This window comes from Micromonospora sp. NPDC005553, assembly GCF_042871765.1.
GTDB lineage: Bacteria > Actinomycetota > Actinomycetes > Mycobacteriales > Micromonosporaceae > Micromonospora.
Genome location: NZ_JBIAJD010000002.1, coordinates 888,252 through 906,871 on the forward strand (window position 1 = coordinate 888,252; position 18,620 = coordinate 906,871).

Genomic DNA, 18,620 nt, shown 5'->3' on the forward strand with positions numbered 1-18,620 from the left:
CAGTCCCGGACTTCACCCAGTGGCCGTCATTTCCCTTCGAGGGTGACCTCCACGTGAAGCAACTCGATGATCCGGTCCCGGTCGAACCGCCCCGGAAGGGCGAGGGTCTCCGGGAATGCACCGCCTGCAACGCACCCGACGACGCCTACATCTGGGTGGGCGAGCGGTGGCGGGTCCGCGCGATGGACCGGCCCACCGGTCTGCCCATGGTGCTCATCCTGGAATCGCGCACCCACCTCGACCTCGGCGACCTGCCGAACCTGCTGGCTGCCGAGCTGGGGGTGATGACGGTACGTCTGGAGCGGGCCATCCGGTCGCTCGACGGCGTGGCACGGGTGCACGTCAATCGCTGGGGCGACGGCTCTGCTCATCTGCACATGTGGTTCCTCGCTCGCCCGTACGGCCGCCTTCAATTGCGGGGCACGTTCCTGTCCCTGTGGGATTCGATCCTGCCGCCGATCTCCGAAGCGCAGTGGCGGGAGAACCTGGCGCTCGTCGCGGCCTGGCTCGCCGAGTTCGGTGGCCGCCCGCTCGCCGAGCCGCCCCGCATCCAGTGGCAGGCGCCGTCCAGTCTGCTGGCCCAGTCCGCCGCCGCGGACGCCGCTGCCGCAGCGGAGGCCGCCTCAGCGGCAGCAGCCGGGACGGAGGCCGTCTCGGTCATCGAGGCGGCAGAGGAGATCCCGGAACCGCCCCTCGACTCCACTCCTGATCCGACCGACGCCGACAGCGGCCCCCGGGCCGAACCGGTAGCCGACCCCGGTGCCGGTGCCGGCTCGACGACGACCACCGTCACCGACCGCGCGGCTGAACCCGCCCAGTCGGGCACTGTCAACCGTCCGGCGGCTGAACCCGCTCGGACGGCATCCGCCACCGACCTGCCCGGCTTCCCGGCCGCCGGCACCCGGGACTCCACCACCGCAGCATCCGGCAGCGCGGCATCCGGCAGCGCCGCCACGACGGCCATCGACGGACTCCGCCCCGGCCTGGCGGAGCAGCCCACCGCCAGACCTCACGGCGTCGGCTCGGCGGAGAAGCCCACCGGAGGGCCCCACGTCGGCCCGGCGAGCGGAAGCGACGAGGCTGGATCCGCCAACCCGGCAGCGTCCGACCCCGCGAACGGAGAAGCCTCCGGAGAGGCCGTCAGCAGGAACGCCCCCGATAAGGGCACTGGCACTCCGGGCGAGGCCGCGCGCACCGACGGCAGCGGCACTCCCGACGTACGCGCGACTCACTGATCTGGAACCGACCATGAGGTTGACCCGGCAGGACAAGGCCAACCTCATGGTCGGCCCGCGGGTGGTCCGCTCCGCCGAACGGGTTGGCGGGTAGGTCAGTGCCGGGTGAGGCGGGCGGCTGCTCGGGCGACCAGGGTGCCGAGGAGTCGGCCGAAGTCCAGCCCGGCCGCCTGCACGGCGAGCGGAAGCAGCGACGTCTCCGTCATCCCCGGCGAGACGTTGACCTCCAGCACGTGCGGCTGGCCGTCCGCGTCCACGATCACGTCGACGCGGGAGAGGTCCCGTAGACCGAGCGCGGTGTGCGCGGCGAGGGCCACGTCAGCGACAGTCGCAGCCACCTCCGGGTCCAGCCGGGCGGGGGCGTGCCAGGTGGTCCGCCCCGCGGTGTAGCGGGCGGCGTAGTCGTACACGCCGTTACGCGGCACGATCTCCACCGGGGGCAGCGCCTGCGGGCCGTCGCCCAGGTCGACGACGGAGACTGCCACATCCATCCCTGGCACGTACCGCTCCACGAGCGCGGTGGAGTAGTACGCGAAGCAGCCGACCATCGCGGCGGGCAGTGCGGCGGCGTCCCGGACCACCGCCCCGCCCAGCCCGGACCCGCCCTGCGCAGGCTTCACCATCAGGGGTACGCCCAGACGGTCGACGATCCGGTCCAGGACGGCGACCGCGCCGAGCTCGGAGAAACGATCGTGCGGGAGCGCCACCCAGTCGGGGGTGGGGATGCCGGCCTCGCGGAGCACCGCCTTGGCCGAGGGCTTGTCCCAGGCGACCCGGGAGGCCCGAGCGTCGCAGCCGACGTACGGGACGTCGCACAGATCCAGCACCCCGCGCAAAGAGCCGTCCTCGCCGGTCGCGCCGTGCAGTGCGATCACCACCGCGTCCGGCGGGTCGGCTGCGAGCGCCGGCAGCAGCGCCACGTCCGCGTCCCGCAGCTCGGCCTCCACCCCGACGGCGCGCAGCGCGTCGAGCACCCGGCGACCGGAGCGCAGCGACACGTCCCGTTCGTAGGAGAGCCCCCCGGCGAGCACCACGACGCGCAGGTCGGCCGAGATGGCGGAATCGGTCACGAGGAGGCGCTCGGCGGTCGTAGCCATGCCGGCATCATGCCAAGTCGGGCCCGGGCACGTCGGAGCCGGCCCGGCCGCGTCGGCCGGCGGCGCCACCCACGGCACCGAAGACCCGGCGCATCGCGATTTCCTGCTCCATCACACCGGCCAGCCGGCGGACGCCCTCACGGATCCGCTCCGGCGGCGGGAAGCTGAAGTTGAGCCGCATGGCGTCGGTGCCGGTGCCGTCGGCGTAGAAGCCGGTGCCGGGCACGTAGGCGACCCGGGCGGCGACCGCTCGCGGCATCATGGCCTTCGAGTCGAGCCCGTCGGGCAGGCTGGCCCACACGAAGAGACCGCCGGCGGGGGTGGTCCAGCTGGTGCCCTCGGGCATCAGGTCGGCCATCGCGTCGAGCAGGGCGTCGCGGCGTTCCCGGTAGACCTCGCGGTAGACCTTGAGCTGCTGCCGCCAGGGCATCGTGCTCAGGTAGGTGGCCACCGCGGCCTGGGCGAAACCGCTGGGGCAGAGGATCTGCGCCTCGCTGGCGATGACAAGTTTGTCGCGCACCGCGTGCGGCGCCAGGATCCAGCCGACCCGCAGCCCGGGGGCGAAGGTCTTGGAGAAGGTGCTGAGGTAGAAGACGCCGTCGCGGCGGCGGGCCCGCAGGGGGGCCGGGGCCTCACCCTCGAACCCCAGCTGGCCGTACGGGTCGTCCTCGACGACGAGCAGGCCGGCGCGCTCGCAGATGTCGAGCACCTGTTCCCGGCGCTCCTCGCTGAGCGTCACGCCGGTCGGGTTCTGGTAGGTGGGGATCGTGTAGAGGAACTTGACCCGCCGGCCCGCGCGGGCCAGGTCGGCGATGGCCGTCTCCAGCGCTGCCGGGATCAGCCCGTCCGCATCCATCGGTACGTGGACGACCTGCGCCTGGGCGGCCTGAAACACGCCGAGCGCACCGACGTACGTCGGCCCCTCGGCGAGCACCACGTCGCCTGGGTCGAGGAAGAGCCGGGCCACCAGGTCCAGTGCCTGCTGCCCGCCCACGGTGACGACGACGTCCTCCGGGGAGGCCCCACACGCGGCGTCGATCCCGGAGAGCGACATCACCTCGCAGATCCGCTCGCGGAGTTCGAGGGTGCCCTGACCGATGCCGTACTGAAGGGTGCTCACGCCGTGCTCGGAACCGAGCCGGCCGAGCATCTCGCCGACCGCGTCCAGCGGGAGGGCCGCGATGTACGGTGCGCCACCGGCGAGCGAGACGACCTCCGGACGACTGGCCACCGCGAACAGTGCTCGGATCTCGGAGGCGGTCATCCCGCGTACCCGCCGGGCGTACCGGTCGGTGTAGTCGTCGAGTGTCGTGCCGGTCATGACCTCACCTCGATCGCTGCTCGAGTGGCTCCCGCCCCGGGTACCCCGCACACCGCTGACCATGGCGGCGGACACACCGATTGTCGATCCTAGTCCGCCTGAACCGTACTGCCGCCGTACCGCAGCAGATCGACCACATCGCGGACCGTCCTCGGCGTCCCCCGTCGCGGTGGGCATTCGCGCGTCCCCTCCCGTATCGTCGATCGGCGGCGTACGATCGCTCGTCGGGGGCAGGAAGGCGGCGCTGTCGTTCCATGCCGGTCTCACCACCGAGCCTATTGTGGGGATGCGCCATATGTCGCGACGTCTGGTCAGCCTGACCCTCGACACGTTGGAAGACCTCCCGCGCCCCTGCCGACAGTGCGTCTACTGGGAGCTCGATCCGGTCTCCGCGGAGCGCGCCTGCGCCGCTGGCGATCCGGGCCTGGAGAAGGAGGCGTGGGTCTCCCAGACGCTGCTGGAGTGGGGCTCCTGCGGCAAGCTCGCGTACGTCGACGGCATGCCGGCCGGCTTCGTGATGTACGCCCCGCCCGCCTACGTGCCCCGTTCGATGGCGTTCCCGACCTCACCGGTCTCCGCGGACGCGGCACTGTTGATGACCGCCAACGTGGTCGCCGCGTTCTCGGGCGGCGGGTTGGGCCGGATGCTGGTGCAGGGTGTCGCCCGGGATCTCACCAAGCGTGGGATCAAGGCGATCGAGGCTTTCGGCGACGCCAAGTTCGGTGACGCGGACGACCCGGCCGGCGGTTGCGTGGCCCCCGTCGACTTCTTCCTCTCTGTGGGCTTCAAGACCGTACGTCCGCATCCGCGCTTCCCCCGGTTGCGTCTTGAGCTGCGTACGGCGCTGAGCTGGAAGTCCGACGTCGAGTACGCGCTGGAGAAATTGCTCGGGTCGATGAGCCCGGAGACCCTGCTCCGGCCGGTCCGTCCAGCCCCGGCCACCCGCTCCACCAACGGCTGACGTCCGGCTGATCAGTCCAGCACGGTGCCGGCGGTCACCACGGCACGCAGTTCGCTGACGTCGAGCGATCCGGTCGGCACGTCTCGTTCGATCGGGTAGTACATCCGCTGCACAGCGGCCACGATCGCCTCCACCACCCGGTCCCGGAACCGGGGGTCGACGAGGCGGGCGCGGTCCGTCGGAGAGGTGAGATAGCCGACCTCGACCCGGACGGCGGGCATCCGCGTCAGTCGCAGCAACTCCCACGTCTTGGCGTGGGTGCGGCAGTCCCGCAGCCCGGTGCGGGCGACGATCTCCCGCTGCACGAGCCCGGCCAGGCGCTCACCCGTCGCCGAGGTCACCCCGTTGTCGGTGCCGTAGTGGTAGGTCGCCACGCCCTCCGCATCCGGGTTGGCGTGCCCGTCCAGGTGCAGCGAGATGAACACGTCGGCGCCGAGCGAGTTGGCGAGCAGGGCCCGGTCGGCGTCCGGCAGGCAGCTGTCGGGCGACGGGCCCCGGGTGAGCTGCACCCGCACTCCGGAGGCGGCGAGGCGTCCCTCCAGTCGGCTGGCCAGGTCGTGCACCAGGTCCGCCTCGGTCCAGCGCAGTGAGCCGTCGGGCACCACCATCCCGGGGTCGGTGCCCCCGTGCCCCGGGTCGATGACGACAGTCTTGCCGACCAGCGCCGGCCCGGACTGGCGGATCGCGTCGGATTCGCGGAGCCACTGCGGGCGGCCACCGACCACCTTGCGGCCGATCCGGCGAAGCGCGTTCATCGTGTGCGGGCCGCAGGAGCCGTCGGGGGTGAGCCCGACCTCACGCTGGAACTGGGCCAGCGCCCGCGACGTCCGGACACCGTAGATGGCGTCCGCGCGGCCCGTGTCGTACCCCATCTCCAGCAGTCGCTCCTGGAGCGACCGGACGTCCTCGCCGGTGAGCGGTTCGGGAACCGCGTGGTAGAGGGTGCGGGCGCCGAGCCGCCAACGGGCGGCATCCAGGGCGCGCCAGGTTTCCGCGCCGACCCGGCCGTCCACGCTGAGCCCCCGCGACTGCTGGAACGCGCGGACCGCCCGCTCGGTGTCGAGGTCGAACTCGTCGGTGTGCGGGTCGACGGCGGCCAGCAGGTCGAGGCCGGTCAGGATGGTACGGATCTCCGTGACCGCGGGTCCCCGGTCACCGGGTCGGATCGGACGCACGCACGACCCCCTCTGCACGACACTCGCTGGCCGGGCGGCCCAGGCTTGAGGCTATGCGCTCCGGGGCGGCGAGGTGGCTGGGCCGGGAAATACGTCGACGGTAAGGCCGGGAAGGCACCGAACCCCGCACCCGACGAGCGGGTACGGGGTTCGGTTGATGTTTCTGCTGCTCAGAGGGCCGATTCGATGAGCCGGACCAGCTCGCCCTTCGGCTTGGCGCCAGCGATCGACTGCACCGGCTGACCGTTCTTGAAGACGGTGAGGGTCGGCACCGACATCACCCGGTAGGCCCGGGCGGTCTCCGGGTTCTCGTCGATGTTGAGCTTGACGATGGTGACCTGGTCACCCATCTCCCGGGCGATCTCCTCGAGCAGTGGCGACACCTTGCGGCACGGCCCGCACCACTCCGCCCAGAAGTCCACAAGCACCGGCTTGTCGGCCTGCAGCACGTCAGCGACGAAGCTCTTGTCGGTGACCGCCTTGGTTGTTCCCACTATGCCCCTCCTCCGGGATGTGTTCCTTGTTTCAGCTGAGCGTCGCGATGAACCGCTCGGCGTCGAGCGCTGCGGCACAACCGGTGCCGGCTGCGGTGATCGCCTGACGGTAGGTGTGGTCGACCACGTCGCCGGCGGCGAAGACACCTGGCACGTTGGTACGGGTGCTCGGGGCGTGGACCTTCACGTAGCCCTCGTCGTCCAGCTCGACCTGGCCCTGGAACAGCTCGCTGCGAGGGTCGTGACCGATGGCGACGAAGACACCGGTCACGTCCATCACCTTGGTCTCGCCGGTGTGCACGTTACGGACGCGTACGCCGGTGACCTTGCCGTCCTCGCCGAGGATCTCCTCGACGGTGCTGTTCCACTCGACCTTGATCTTTTCGTTGCTCAGCGCCCGGTCGGCCATGATCTTGCTGGCCCGGAACGAGTCGCGGCGGTGGATGATGGTCACCGACTCCGCGAAGCGGGTGAGGAAGGTGGCCTCCTCCATCGCCGAGTCGCCGCCGCCAACAACCACGATCTGCTGGTTGCGGAAGAAGAAGCCGTCACAGGTGGCACACGCGGAGACGCCGTGGCCCAGGAATTCCTGCTCACCGGGCACGCCCAGCGGACGCCAGGCCGAACCGGTGGAGAGAATGATGGATCGCGCCCGGTAGGCGGTCTCGCCAACCCAGACGGTGCTCACCGCGCCGGAGCCGGCGTCGCCCGTGTCCACCAGCTCGACCCGGGTCACGTCGTCGGTGAGGAACTCGGCGCCGAACCGCTCGGCCTGCTTGCGCATGTTGTCCATCAGCTCGGGGCCGAGGATGCCGTCGGCGAAGCCGGGGAAGTTCTCCACCTCGGTCGTGGTCATCAGCGCGCCACCGGACTGCACGCCCTCAATGATCAGCGGCTTCAGGTTGGCACGTGCGGCGTAGACCGCCGCTGTGTAGCCGGCCGGCCCGGAGCCGATGATGATCAGGTTGCGGACCTCGTCCACTGCCGTCTCCCGAGTTGTGTGTGTTCGGCGTCGGCGCGAGCACCGATGCTGATCCGAGTCGCCGACGCCTGGGTGGGGCCGGCAGCTGACTTCCAGAACGTCATCGTACGAACCGGGGATTCCCGAGCCGGGCATCCGGTGGGTCAGGTCACGTGGGGGGTCATCGTGCCATTGACCGTGGATTCACCCTACCCGCGCCGAATACCGGCTGTCCGAGCCGGACCCGGGCACGCCGCACTCCGGGCCGCTGACCCAGACCCACCGGGCCCCGTTCGCGTCGGTGAAGTGGATGACCAGTGCCTGGTCGCCCTGGAACCGCGCGTAGTCGATCACCTCGACCACCAGAGGGGCCGATCCGTGTTCCGCCGCCACGCTGGTCAGGCAGCTGGTCAGCGCGGCCTCGTCGGTGAGCCGGGCGAGCTGGTCCGACCCGTCGGGAGACGGACGGCGTCCGCCCTCGGCATCCACGTGCGGCTGCCCGCCCGGGGTGTTGCCGGTCGCCCGGCTGGCAGCCGGAGCATCCGGGCCGTGGACGTCCCCGAGGGTCTGCGGGGTGTAGTTCGTACCACTGCGCAGTGCCGGGCCGGTGGTGCGGGCCGTCCCGGCCCCCGCGACGCCCTCCGGCGCGCTGGCCGGCTGGTTCATGGCGGTGCCGCCGGAGTCGTCCGACGCCCGCATCGAGAGCTGGTTGAGGCCCAGCGCGACGGCGACGACGGCGATCGCGGCGGCGGCCACGGGTGCGCCACGGCGGGCCCAGCCGCGCCGTCGGCGGCCCGGACCGGTGGACGCCCAGCGCCCGGCGGGCGTTGGAGCGGGCGGTCGGCGACCGACTCCACCCTGCGCCGGTACGACCGACGGCGTGGTCGCATCGCCGGTCTGCCCGGTTGAGGCGTCGCTCGTCGGTTCCGCGGCGGCCAGCGCGGCCAGGAGACGGTCGGTGATCTCCGAGGGCATCTCCGGGGACGGCTCGGCCCAGCGGCTCAGACCCGTCCGCACCTCGGCCACGGCGGGGGCCAACAGCGCGTACGCCTCGGCCCAGGACGGGTCGGTGGAGACCAGCAGGGCGACCTCGTCCTGCTGCGGGGTGCCGTCCAACGCCCCGCCGAGGTAGTCAGCGAGAAGGTCGGCGTCGACCTCCCGGAACCCCTCGGTCGTCACGTGTCCTCCTGGTTGGCGTCCCGCCGGTATCGACCTGACCCCGATCCGACGCCCTGCACCGGGCCTGGGTTCCCCGGCGTGACGCCGGGCACGCCGGTGCTCGGGGCGGCGGGGTCCGGCCGGTGCGAAGGCGTCGCCACGACGGCGGGGCGGAGATGCCCGAGCAGCACGGCCAGCCGGGCCCGGCCCCGGGCACACCGGCTCTTCACCGTCCCCTCGGCGACGCCGAGGATGCGTGCCACCTCGGCGACCGGATAACCCTGGACGTCGACGAGCACCAACGCGGCGCGTTGCTCAAGGGGCAGTGCGGCGAGCGCCTCGCGGACCACGAGCGCGGTGTCGTGGTCCGCTGCCGGCGCCGCCGGTTCGAGCCCGCCGGTGCCCGATCCGCCGTCGGCCCGGTTGCCGTCCGGCAGTGGCACCGTGGGGTGCGCCTGCCGACGTCGGATCCGGTCCAGGCAGGCGTTGACCACGATCCGGTGCAGCCAGGTGGTGACAGCGGAGTCACCACGGAACCGGGCCGCCGCCCGATGCGCCGACAGCAGGGCGTCCTGGAGCGCGTCGGCTGCCTCCTCGCGGTCGCCGAGCGTCCGCAGGGCCACCGCCCACAGCCGGTCCCGGTGCCGGCGGAACAACTCGGCGAAAGCGTCCCGGTCTCCGGCGACGTGCGCGCGCAGCAGCTCCAGGTCACTCGCGGCCGCGCGCCCGTCCATCACCACGTCCAGTGCGTGCGATGCCCGGATCGTGGCGCCCAGCTCACGACCCTTGGACCGTAATCTCCTGCACCCCCAGCTTGAACCCACCCTCGACCGGAGCCAATTCGGTGATCCAGAACAGCAGGTACTGGTATTTCGTGTCGGCGTCGAAGCCGTTGAACGTCATTGTGGTGCCGTCGTGGTCCTCGAACGGCTGGCCGATGGCGGTCTTGTAGCTCGCGACCAACTGCTTGTCACCACTGGAGCTGGACGGCCAGGTCGTCGTGCCGGCGAGCAGTTGAGCGGACGCGTTGGTGGCCGACAACACTGCCTGCACCGACTTGACGGTGTGCGGCTCGCCGAGATCGATCCAGACGCCCATGCCCTTCTTCAGGTTGCCGAAGTTGGGCTTGTTGACGTACGTCTCCGTCTCCCAGCCCTTGTCCTCGTCACCGTCGATGACCTTCTCGGCGTCCTTTACCTCGCTGCGGTCCTTGCTCTCCGGGTCGATGATCCGGACGTTCTTCACTGTCAGCTTGCGCGTCGCCGCGGCGGCCGGGGTGGCGTCGCCGGCCGGGGCACTGGAGGTCGGCGCGGCGACCGGGTTGGACTGCGGGTCCTCGTCGTCGCCGCCCAACGCGATGATCCCGATCAGCAGACCGACCAGGGCGACGGCCAGCAGACCAGCGATGCCGACGGCGACCTTGCGACCCCCGGCCGCAGCCAGCGGCGACGGCTCTTCCCCGGTCTCGGCGGCGAACCGCAGCGGCCCGCTGTTGTCGAGGTAGTGCTCATCCTCGGCCGGCACGTCCAGTCGCGCCAGCTCCGCGGCGAGCACGTCGGAGGACGGCGGCGCGATCTCGGCGTCGAGCAGGTCCATGGTCAGGTCGTCCAGGTACGCCGGAACGCCCGCCCGGACCTGGCGCGGTGCGGCGATGGCACCCCCGGCGTCCCGAACAGCGTCCGGGATGGCGGCGCGGCCGTGGCCGGCGGTGGCGCCGTGCAGTGGGGCCTCGGCGTGCGGCCAGGAGCCGGTCAGCGCGAAGTAGAGGACCCCGCCGACCGCCCGGATGTCGTTCTCCTGGCTGTCGGCGCCGTCGGTGCGCGCGTCGGCCAGGACCACCCGACCCTCATCGCTGATCATGACGGTGCCGGGGTGGACGTTGCCGTGCACCATGCCGGTGGCGTGCACCGCGGCGAGCGCGCTCGCGACGGCGTTGCCGATCGCGGTGGCCCGAGCCGGGTCCAGGGGGCCGTCGGTCGCCAGGTCCCGCAGGGACTGCCCGTCGACCCACTCGCGCACCACGTACGCCCGGTCGGCCTCGTCGATCGCGTCGTAGACGCCGACCAGGTTGGGGTGGATGACCCGGCTGGCCGCGACGGCGGCCTGAAGCATCTCGGTGGCGGAGTCGCCACCGGGGTAACGCAGCACGACGGCAACGGGACGGCGCAGGATGACATCGACCCCGCGCCAGACCAGCCGACCCGCGCTGTCGTTGTTGATGTGCTCAACCAGTTCGTACCGCTCGGCGAGGACTTCACCGGCCGTGGGAGCACCGAAGGTCATGACCGGAGGAGCGCTTTCGTCTGCCTCCTGACCCTCGCCGACCTGGGTCACCCGTCCTCCCTCGGTGATCGTGTCGATCGATGAACCCGAACTGCTGGGCATGTGGCTTCCCGCTCTGCCGTTGAAGGAACCGGCCGACCGGTGTCGACGCCCAGCGTCGGCCCCTGCCGTACCCGTCGAGAGCGACCTTACCCGGGTTGCCCGTCTCTCCGACATGTCATCTTCCCGCCGTACCTGGCGGGGTTCCGGCTGTCAGAAAACTCGTCCGGTTACGACCGTTGTCAGCCACGTTGCTGGCACATGTACTAGCTAATCTACGGCTTCACCGCAAGTGACCGACGCCGGGGCTGGGCTGGCGTGGCGCTCGCGTTGCCCCGTACGTTCCCACCGATCGGGTCGCCACCCTCAGCCGTACGGTTGGTTATCCACAGGCCGAAGCGGCGGTTGACCGGCGAATCGCGGAGTTATCCACAGGCGCATCCCCAGCCTGGTGATCCGTAGTCACATTCCGTATGAGTGCCAACTTGTTGTAATCGGATGCGGACTTTCAGCGACCGAGGCGGCGGCGAACCATACCGACCACCTCGGTGATCTCCCCGATCCGCAGGAGCATGGCCAGACCCAGATAGGTCCCGCCGATCACCACGCCGCCGACCACGAGCTGCACAACGGCCTGAATCCAATTCGGCCGGTCGCCGCCGGGCAGAAGACTCACCACGAGGAGGCCGACCAGGGCGGCGCCCAGCGCGGCGACCGCGACTCGGCCGAGCGTGCGCAGGATGGCACCCATTCCGATCCGGCCCACTCGGGGCCGCAACAGCCACGCGGAGGCGAAGGCGGCCGCCAGGTAGGACACAGCGTTGCCGATCATCATCCCGGCCGCGGCGAAGTGGGCGGCGAAGGCCACGTAGAGCACCACCTGAACGCCGATCCGCAGGGCGACCACCGGAATGTTGATCAGCGCCGGGGTGCGGGTGTCCGGCAGGGCGTAGAAGGCGAAGGTGAAGAGCTGGCTGATCGCGAAGGGCACCAACGCCAGTGCCGCCAGGAGCAGCACCAGCGAGGTGTCCGCCGCGTTCTCGTCGGTGAACGCGCCGTAGCGGAACAACGTCACGGCCAGCGGAGTCGCCAGTACCGCGTAGCAGACCGCGATCGGGGCGAGCACCGCCGAGACGGTGCGAGTACCCCGGGACAGATCGGCGGCGACGTCGGAGTACCGGCCGTCGGCGGCGGCCGCGCTCATCCGGGGCATCAGCGCGGTGATGATCGATACGGCGATGATGCCGTGCGCCATCATCAGCAGCAGGAACACGTTGTTGTAGATCAGCGGGCCGGCGGCGTTCTCCTTGCCTGCCCGGTTCAGCAGGTTGAACAGCACGATCAGGCCGACCTGGCTCACCGCGACGTAGCAGAACATCCAGCCGCCGAGACGCCCCAGCTCCCGTAGGCCGAGGGTGCGGAAATCGAACCGGAACTTCCACCGGAAGCCCACCTTGCGCAAGGCCGGCAGCAGCCCGGCGGCCTGAATCGCGACGCCGAGCAGGGTGCCGCCACCGATCAGCAGGATCCGTCCGGGGGTCATCTCCTCCGGCTTGACGATCTCCGCGCCGAAGATCGCGATGTACGACCCGGCGGTGGCGATCACCACGATGTTGTTGAGGATCGGCGCCCACATCGGTGCGGCGAAGTGCCCCCGGGTGTTGAGCACCGCGCTGATCAGCGCACTGAGACCGGTGAAGAAGATCATCGGCAGCATCAGGTACGACAGAGCCTTGACCAGACTCCGGAAGCCTTCCCCGGTGTCGTCACCGGCGTAGAGCTTGGTCAACAGTCCCGCCGACAGCACCGCGAGGAGCGCCGCGCCGGCAAGGGTCAGCACCGCGAGGGTCAGCAACCGCTGGGCGTACGCCTGCCCGCCGTCGGTGTCGACCCTGCGCCGACGGACCAACACCGGGATCAGCACGCTGGTGAGGATGCCGCCGAGTAGGAACTCGTAGACCATCCCCGGGAGGATCTGCGCCGTGGTGTACGCGTCACCCACCAGCGCCCCACCCAGCGCGGCGGTCAACGCCAACGTGCGCAGGAAGCCGGTACCCCGGCTGACCAGGCTGCCGATCGCCATCACCGCGCTGTTGGCCGCCGCGCTGGCCTCGCCCACCTGCTCCTGCGGCGGCGCGGTCGACTCCATGGCCGGCTGGTTCAGCGGCTCGGCGGAGATGAAGGTGGCGCCATCCCCGGGACGGACACCGGGATCGCCGTCATTCGCGGCGTTGGCGCTGCGGTAGAGCCCGCCGCTCATCTCCAGCCTCCCAGGGGTACGTCGAGTCGGACACCGACCCGCACGCCACAGACCATAGTCAACCCCCACCCGTTACCCGCGCCCGGCGGATCGGATCACACCCCGGCCCGATAAGCTGGCGATCCCATGTCCGAAGCCTCCGCTCCTCACGCCGCCGACCGCCGCGAACTCACCGCCGCGCAGCGCAACGCCGTCGCCGAACTGCTCCGGGTGTCCCCGGTCGCCGACGAGTTGGGCCGCCGCTTCGTCCGCGCCGGTCACGAGTTGCACCTGGTGGGCGGTTCGGTACGGGATGCCCTGCTCGGTCGACTCGGGGACGACCTCGACTTCTGCACCGACGCGCACCCCGACGAGACCCTGCGGATCATCAAGGGCTGGGCCGAGTCGATCTGGGAGACCGGTCGGGAGTTCGGCACCATCGGCGCTCAGCGCGACGGCCTCCGACTGGAGATCACCACCTTCCGCGCGGAGTCGTACGACCAGGTCAGCCGCAACCCGGTGGTCGTGTACGGCACCAGCCTCGACGAGGACCTGAAGCGGCGCGACTTCACGATCAACGCGATGGCGGTCAGCCTGCCGGACCACCGGTTCACCGACCCGCACGGTGGGCTGGACGATCTCTCGGCGAAGGTGATCCGTACCCCGAGCACTCCTGGCGAGTCGTTCGGCGATGACCCGCTGCGGATGCTGCGGGCCGCCCGGTTCGCCGCCCAGCTGCGTTTCGCCGTGCACCCGGACGTGCACCGGGCGATGACCGAGATGGCCGCCGACCTGGACCGGATCACCGCCGAGCGGATCCGCGACGAGTTCACCAAGCTGCTCTGCGGCGCGGATCCGATCACCGGCCTGCGGCTGCTGGTCGACACCGGGCTGGCCGAGCGGTTCCTGCCGGAGCTGACCGGGCTGAAACTGGAGATCGACGAGCACGCCCAGCACAAGGACGTCTACGAGCACACGTTGACGGTCGTCGAGAATGCGGTCTCCTACGAGGAGGACGGCTGCGACTTCATCCTGCGGATGGCCGCCCTCCTGCACGACGTGGGCAAGCCGGCGACGAAGGCGGTCGGGTCCGACGGCCGGGTCAGCTTCCACCACCACGAGGTGGTCGGCGCCCGGCTGACCAAGGCCCGGATGAAGGCGATGCGTTACCCCAAGGACGTCACCGCGCAGGTGACCGCGCTGGTCGCGCTGCACCTGCGCTTTTACGGGTACGGGCGGGGCGAGTGGACCGACTCGGCGGTGCGCCGCTACGTCGCCGACGCCGGTGACCTGCTGCCCCGACTGCACAAGCTGACCCGCTCCGACTGCACGACCCGCAACCGGCGCAAGGCCGCGCAGCTCGCGGCGGACTACGACGCGCTGGAGGATCGGATCGCGCGGATCGCGGCCGAGGAGGACCTGGCGCGGGTTCGACCCGACCTGGACGGCAACGCGATCATGGAACTGCTCGGCGTACCGCCGGGGCCGGTGGTCGGGCGGGCCTGGAAGCACCTCAAGGAGCAACGCCTCGAGCAGGGTCCGCTGGACCGCGACGCCGCTGAGGCGGAGCTGCTGCGCTGGGCCCGCGCCGAGGGCATCCTCGGCTGACGCGCTCAACGCGATGCTGATCAGGCAGCGCGCTCTGCGGTGCGGTGGCGGGAACCGTCACTTCAGGACGTCGCCGACGGCGACGCGCAGCTGTCCGGTCGACGACGAAACGCGAGCGGATCGACCGAATGGCTGAGGTGTATCGCTTTGATTGTCGTCCATGATGGCTGGGCGTCCGTCGGCTATCGGTGCATCGACACCGCCGCCGACCCCACCGCCCGTCCGGTCGTCCGGATTGGACGGGCGACGATCAACGGGGAGATCACCTAGTGAAACGCCGTGGCGTAATACGCCGCTCGGCGGTGGCGAGCGTTGCTCTCGCCTCCGCAACCATCATCGTCACCGCTGCGACCGGTGGGGCCGCCATGGCCGAGCCGACCGCTCCGCTGGCGCCGAAGCCCGCGAGCAAGTTGACCGCCCCCAAGGCGGACGGCCGGTTGGCCAAGGCCAAGCCCGCCGAGGTCGTACCGAATCGCTACATCGTGGTCCTCAAGGACAAGAAGACCACGCCTGCCAAGATCAAGGCCGCCGCTTCGGCTCTGGCCAAGGAGAACGGCGGCACCGTCCGCCGGCTGTACAGCAGCGCCGTCAACGGCTACTCCGCCGCCATGAGCGCGAAGCAGGCCGGCCGGCTGGCCGCCGACCCGGATGTCGCATCCGTGGAGCCGGTGGTTCGCGTCCACGCGAGCGGAACGCAGAGTTCGCCTCCCTCCTGGGGCCTGGACCGGATCGATCAGGTTTCGCCCAAGCCGAATGGCAGCTACACCTACCCCAACACCGGTGCCGGGGTGAAGGCGTACATCGTCGACACCGGCATCGACATCAGTCACAGCGATTTCGGTGGCCGTGCCTCCAACGGTTACGACGCGATCGAGCGTGACAATGTGGCGCAGGACTGCCACGGTCACGGCACGCACGTGGCGGGCACCGTCGGCGGCACGAAGTACGGCGTGGCCAAGGACGTGAGCCTGGTCGCCGTCCGGGTCCTCGACTGCGATGGTGCTGGCACCACCGAGGAGGTCGTGGCCGGGATCGACTGGGTGACCGCCAACGCGCAGAAGCCTGCCGTGGTCAACATGAGCCTCGGCGGGCCGGAGAACCCGGACTACCCGGCGATCTCCATGGCGGTCAGCAACTCCATCGCCACCGGTCTCACCTACGCGGTGGCCGCCGGCAACGAAGCGGACGATGCCTGCTCGTACACCCCGGCCGGGGTGTCGGCGGCGATCACTGTCGGAGCCACCGACAGGTTCGACCGTCGGGCCTCGACCGAATACTTCGATTCGAACTACGGTCCGTGTGTCGACGTCTGGGCTCCGGGCGTGGACATCGTCTCGGCCGCAAGCGGAACCACCAACGGGTCGGTGGCCTTCAGCGGGACCTCGATGGCCTCACCGCACGTGGCCGGAGCCGCTGCGCTGCTGCTCCAGTCGAACCCGACGTGGTCCCCGACGCAGGTGCGCAACACGATCGTGACCCGAGGGCTCGCCGGCGCTGTGTTGAACCCGCAGGGCGGGGTGGACCGTCTGCTCAACGTCGCGGCGGCCCTCTCCCCGGCGCGCACCGCGCACGGTCTGCTGGCGCGTTCCAACGGCTATTTCGTCTCGGCTGACGGTGCGGGCAGCAAGCCCCTGGCCTCCGTCGGCCCGGTGCTGGGCGGCTGGGAGAAGCTCGACATCGTCGACGCCGGCAGCGGCCTGGTCGCACTGCGGGCGAACGTCAACGGTAAGTACGTCAGCGCCACCAGTGCCGGCAGCAAGCCACTGGTCGCCGTTGCCTCGACGGTGAGCACCTGGGAGAGGTTCCAGCTGGTTCACCAGACCGACGGCACCGTGAGCCTGAAGGCCACTGTCAACAACAAGTACGTCAGTGCCCCCAGCAACGGTGGTCCGCTGATTGCCAGCGCGACGAACGCCAGCACCTGGGAGAAGTTCGACCTCGAGACGAACCTGATCGTCAGCTTCAAGTCCTCCGCCAGCGGCAAGTTCGTCTCCGCTGACGGTGCCGGCAGCAAGCCGTTGATCCCGGTGGCCACGAAGGTCAGCACCTGGGAGAAGTTCGAGCTGTACGACCTGGACTACTACGGCTACTTCGGCCTGCGTTCGTTGGCCAACAACAAGTTCGTCTCGGCTGACGGTGCGGGCAGCAAGCCTCTGGTCGCTTCGGCCGCCGGAATCAATGCCTGGGAGGCCTTCACCTTCTGGCACCGGGGTGTCGGGACCACGGACGGGTCGGGCTGGATCTACGCGAACGTCGACGGGCAGGCGGTCAGTGCCGGCAGCGCCGGCACCAGCCAGCTGATCCCGAACAAGGACTTCGACTTCTGGAGCGAGGACTTCGGCCTTTCGGCGGGCGAGCGCTTCGTCATGGGTCTCGTCTGAACCAACCACGGAATCACGACCGGCGCCCGCCGGCACCCCTCCCTCGGGAGGCGGTGCCGGCGGGCGCCGGCCGTTGGTGGGTGATCCGTGCCGGCCAGAGCCCTGACTGTCGGCCGATTGCGCGTGCTCAGCGCGAGACGGTGCTGCCGTCCACAGTGCCGCCCCCGGCGACCGGCGCGGTGGCGTCGGTCCGTCCGGCACCGAGCCGTGCCAGCAGGCCGGGCAGGTCGATCCCGGTGAGATCGCTGCCGAGCTGGAGGCCCTGGGCCACGTTGCCGGCCACCGACCTGGTGAGCGACGACGCGCCGTCGGTGGAGATGACGGTCATCTTGTCGATCGCCCCGATCGGCGCGCTGGCGGCCTCGACGACCTGCGGCAGCACCTTGACCAGCAGGTCCAGCACGGCCGCCTCTCCGTACGCGGCGAACGCCTCGGCCTTGCGCGCCATCGCGTCGGCCTCGGCCTCACCCTTGGCGAGGATGGCCGCAGCCTCGGCCTGGCCCTCCCGCTCCACCGCCTCGGCGATGGCGGAGCGTCGCCGCTGCTCGGCCTCACCTTCCTTGGCACCCTCGATGGCGTTGGCCTCGGCAAGTGCGGCACGCCGGGCCCGCTCACCCTCACCGGTGAGGCGGGCCTGCTCGGCGGAGGCCTGCGCTGCGGCGATGACGGCCTGGCGCTGCGCGTCGGCGTGCAGCACCGCCGCATTGCGGGACGCCTCGGCCTCCTGCTCCACCTTGTACCGGGCCGCGTCGGCCGGCTTGCGAACCTCGGTGTCGAGTTGGCGCTGCTTGAGTTCGGCGTTGCGCTCGGCCACCTTCTGCTGCTCGGAGAGGATCGCCTGGTCCCGCTCGGCCTGGGCGAGCGGTCCGGCCGCTGCGGACTTCGCCTTCGCCGCGTCGATCTCGGCCTGGATGCCGGCCTGCTTGAGGGCCAGGTTCCGGTTCGCCTCGGCGATGGCCTCCTCGGCGAGCAGGCGCTCCTGCTCGGCCTGCTGCCGGGCCCGCGCCTCGGCGATCGCCGCGTCCTTGAGCACCCGGGCGGCCTCAGGCCGACCCAGGTCCTGCAGGTAGGAGCCCTCGGCGAGGATGTCCTGGAGCTGGAAGGTGTCCAACACCAGACCCTGGTTGGTCATCGAGTGCTCGGCCTCCTCGGCCACGGCGCTGGCGAACGCCGCCCGGTCCCGGATGACCTCCTCGACGGTGAGCCGGCCGACGATCGAGCGCAGCGCGCCGGCCAGCACCTCCCGGGTGAAGTTGTCGATTTCGTCCTGCTGGTGCAGGAACCGCTGGGCGGCGGCCCGGATCGCGTCCTCGGTCCCGCCGACCTTGACGATCGCCACGCCGTGCAGGTCGGCGCGGATGCCCTGCTTGCTGACAGCGCCGCGGATGCCGACGTCGATCCGCCGGCTGGACAGGTCGAGCGACTGGAGCTTCTGCACCACCGGTAGCACGAACACCGAGGCGCCCAGCACGACCTTCTGACCGGAGGTGTCGGTGGACCGCCCGCCGTCGGCGGTCTGCGTGGTGCGGCCCTTGCGACCGGTGACGATGAACGCCTCGTTCGGGCCGGCCACCTTGATCCGGGAGAGCACGAAGAACACCAGGATGAGCACGAGGAGGACCGCGCCACCGATGGCGATGAGTAGGGCCATATAAAAGTCCCGTCTGT

Annotated in this window: 14 protein-coding genes; 4 read left to right on the forward strand and 10 right to left on the reverse strand. The window is 70.6% G+C overall.

The features are described from left to right. Window positions 1-206: 206 nt before the first annotated feature. Entirely contained in the window at window positions 207-1,235 is a 1,029-nt protein-coding gene (locus tag ACFYPG_RS11500; RefSeq protein ID WP_387351865.1) for a hypothetical protein, read from the forward strand. 95 nt (window positions 1,236-1,330) lie between these two features. On the opposite strand, the gene ACFYPG_RS11505 is transcribed toward ACFYPG_RS11500, so the two are convergent. Beyond that, on the reverse strand, window positions 1,331-2,332 hold the full coding sequence (locus ACFYPG_RS11505; RefSeq protein WP_355004549.1) for a D-alanine--D-alanine ligase: 1,002 nt from the start codon (window positions 2,330-2,332) through the stop codon (window positions 1,331-1,333). Window positions 2,333-2,339: 7 nt separating this feature from the next. Next, the gene (locus ACFYPG_RS11510; protein WP_387351648.1) at window positions 2,340-3,653 is read right to left on the reverse strand and encodes a PLP-dependent aminotransferase family protein; all 1,314 of its coding nucleotides are present in this window, start codon (window positions 3,651-3,653) and stop codon (window positions 2,340-2,342) included. A 295-nt stretch (window positions 3,654-3,948) separates the two neighbouring features. Between ACFYPG_RS11510 and ACFYPG_RS11515 the strand changes: the two genes are divergently transcribed. After that, on the forward strand, window positions 3,949-4,614 hold the full coding sequence (locus ACFYPG_RS11515; protein WP_355004547.1) for a GNAT family N-acetyltransferase: 666 nt from the start codon (window positions 3,949-3,951) through the stop codon (window positions 4,612-4,614). An 11-nt stretch (window positions 4,615-4,625) separates the two neighbouring features. On the opposite strand, the gene ACFYPG_RS11520 is transcribed toward ACFYPG_RS11515, so the two are convergent. From ACFYPG_RS11520 to murJ, 7 genes are all read right to left on the reverse strand, one after another. Continuing rightward, entirely contained in the window at window positions 4,626-5,789 is a 1,164-nt protein-coding gene (locus ACFYPG_RS11520; protein WP_387351649.1) for an N-acetylmuramoyl-L-alanine amidase, read from the reverse strand. Window positions 5,790-5,959: 170 nt separating this feature from the next. Further along, window positions 5,960-6,283: a thioredoxin gene (gene trxA, locus ACFYPG_RS11525; protein WP_030331849.1), complete on the reverse strand. Its 324-nt coding sequence runs from the start codon at window positions 6,281-6,283 to the stop codon at window positions 5,960-5,962. Between the two features lie 31 nt (window positions 6,284-6,314). Then, complete coding sequence (gene trxB, locus ACFYPG_RS11530) at window positions 6,315-7,265, reverse strand: thioredoxin-disulfide reductase (RefSeq protein ID WP_091396582.1); 951 nt, start codon at window positions 7,263-7,265, stop codon at window positions 6,315-6,317. Window positions 7,266-7,448: 183 nt separating this feature from the next. Further along, complete coding sequence (locus ACFYPG_RS11535) at window positions 7,449-8,423, reverse strand: hypothetical protein (RefSeq protein WP_387351650.1); 975 nt, start codon at window positions 8,421-8,423, stop codon at window positions 7,449-7,451. Further along, window positions 8,420-9,136 carry an RNA polymerase sigma factor SigM gene (gene sigM / locus ACFYPG_RS11540; RefSeq protein ID WP_355004544.1) on the reverse strand — a complete coding sequence of 239 codons (717 nt, stop codon included), beginning with the start codon at window positions 9,134-9,136 and terminating at the stop codon, window positions 8,420-8,422. The genes ACFYPG_RS11535 and sigM overlap by 4 nt, the downstream gene beginning before the upstream one ends. Before the next feature lie 43 nt (window positions 9,137-9,179). Further along, on the reverse strand, window positions 9,180-10,787 hold the full coding sequence (locus ACFYPG_RS11545; RefSeq protein ID WP_355004543.1) for a protein kinase family protein: 1,608 nt from the start codon (window positions 10,785-10,787) through the stop codon (window positions 9,180-9,182). Between the two features lie 445 nt (window positions 10,788-11,232). Continuing rightward, window positions 11,233-12,984 carry a murein biosynthesis integral membrane protein MurJ gene (gene murJ, locus ACFYPG_RS11550; RefSeq protein ID WP_387351651.1) on the reverse strand — a complete coding sequence of 584 codons (1,752 nt, stop codon included), beginning with the start codon at window positions 12,982-12,984 and terminating at the stop codon, window positions 11,233-11,235. Between the two features lie 126 nt (window positions 12,985-13,110). On the opposite strand from murJ, the gene ACFYPG_RS11555 reads away from it, so the two are divergent. Together ACFYPG_RS11555 and ACFYPG_RS11560 are read left to right on the forward strand one after the other, a co-directional pair. Then, complete coding sequence (locus ACFYPG_RS11555) at window positions 13,111-14,571, forward strand: CCA tRNA nucleotidyltransferase (protein WP_387351653.1); 1,461 nt, start codon at window positions 13,111-13,113, stop codon at window positions 14,569-14,571. 302 nt (window positions 14,572-14,873) lie between these two features. Further along, window positions 14,874-16,952 carry a S8 family serine peptidase gene (locus tag ACFYPG_RS11560; RefSeq protein ID WP_387351655.1) on the forward strand — a complete coding sequence of 693 codons (2,079 nt, stop codon included), beginning with the start codon at window positions 14,874-14,876 and terminating at the stop codon, window positions 16,950-16,952. A gap of 127 nt (window positions 16,953-17,079) precedes the next feature. Here ACFYPG_RS11560 and ACFYPG_RS11565 read toward each other — a convergent pair whose 3' ends face one another. Continuing rightward, window positions 17,080-18,603 carry a flotillin family protein gene (locus ACFYPG_RS11565; protein WP_387351657.1) on the reverse strand — a complete coding sequence of 508 codons (1,524 nt, stop codon included), beginning with the start codon at window positions 18,601-18,603 and terminating at the stop codon, window positions 17,080-17,082. Window positions 18,604-18,620: the final 17 nt, after the last annotated feature.

Bases quoted from the DNA above. Each gene is read 5' to 3' on its own strand.
- ACFYPG_RS11500 (WP_387351865.1), top strand. From the start codon at position 207: ATGGTGCTCATCCTGGAATCGCGCACCCACCTCGACCTCGGCGACCTG.
- ACFYPG_RS11505 (WP_355004549.1), bottom strand. From the start codon at position 2,332: ATGGCTACGACCGCCGAGCGCCTCCTCGTGACCGATTCCGCCATCTCG.
- ACFYPG_RS11510 (WP_387351648.1), bottom strand. From the start codon at position 3,653: ATGACCGGCACGACACTCGACGACTACACCGACCGGTACGCCCGGCGG.
- ACFYPG_RS11515 (WP_355004547.1), top strand. From the start codon at position 3,949: ATGTCGCGACGTCTGGTCAGCCTGACCCTCGACACGTTGGAAGACCTC.
- sigM (WP_355004544.1), bottom strand. From the start codon at position 9,136: ATGGACGGGCGCGCGGCCGCGAGTGACCTGGAGCTGCTGCGCGCGCAC.
- ACFYPG_RS11545 (WP_355004543.1), bottom strand. From the start codon at position 10,787: ATGCCCAGCAGTTCGGGTTCATCGATCGACACGATCACCGAGGGAGGA.
- murJ (WP_387351651.1), bottom strand. From the start codon at position 12,984: ATGAGCGGCGGGCTCTACCGCAGCGCCAACGCCGCGAATGACGGCGAT.
- ACFYPG_RS11555 (WP_387351653.1), top strand. From the start codon at position 13,111: ATGTCCGAAGCCTCCGCTCCTCACGCCGCCGACCGCCGCGAACTCACC.
- ACFYPG_RS11565 (WP_387351657.1), bottom strand. From the start codon at position 18,603: ATGGCCCTACTCATCGCCATCGGTGGCGCGGTCCTCCTCGTGCTCATC.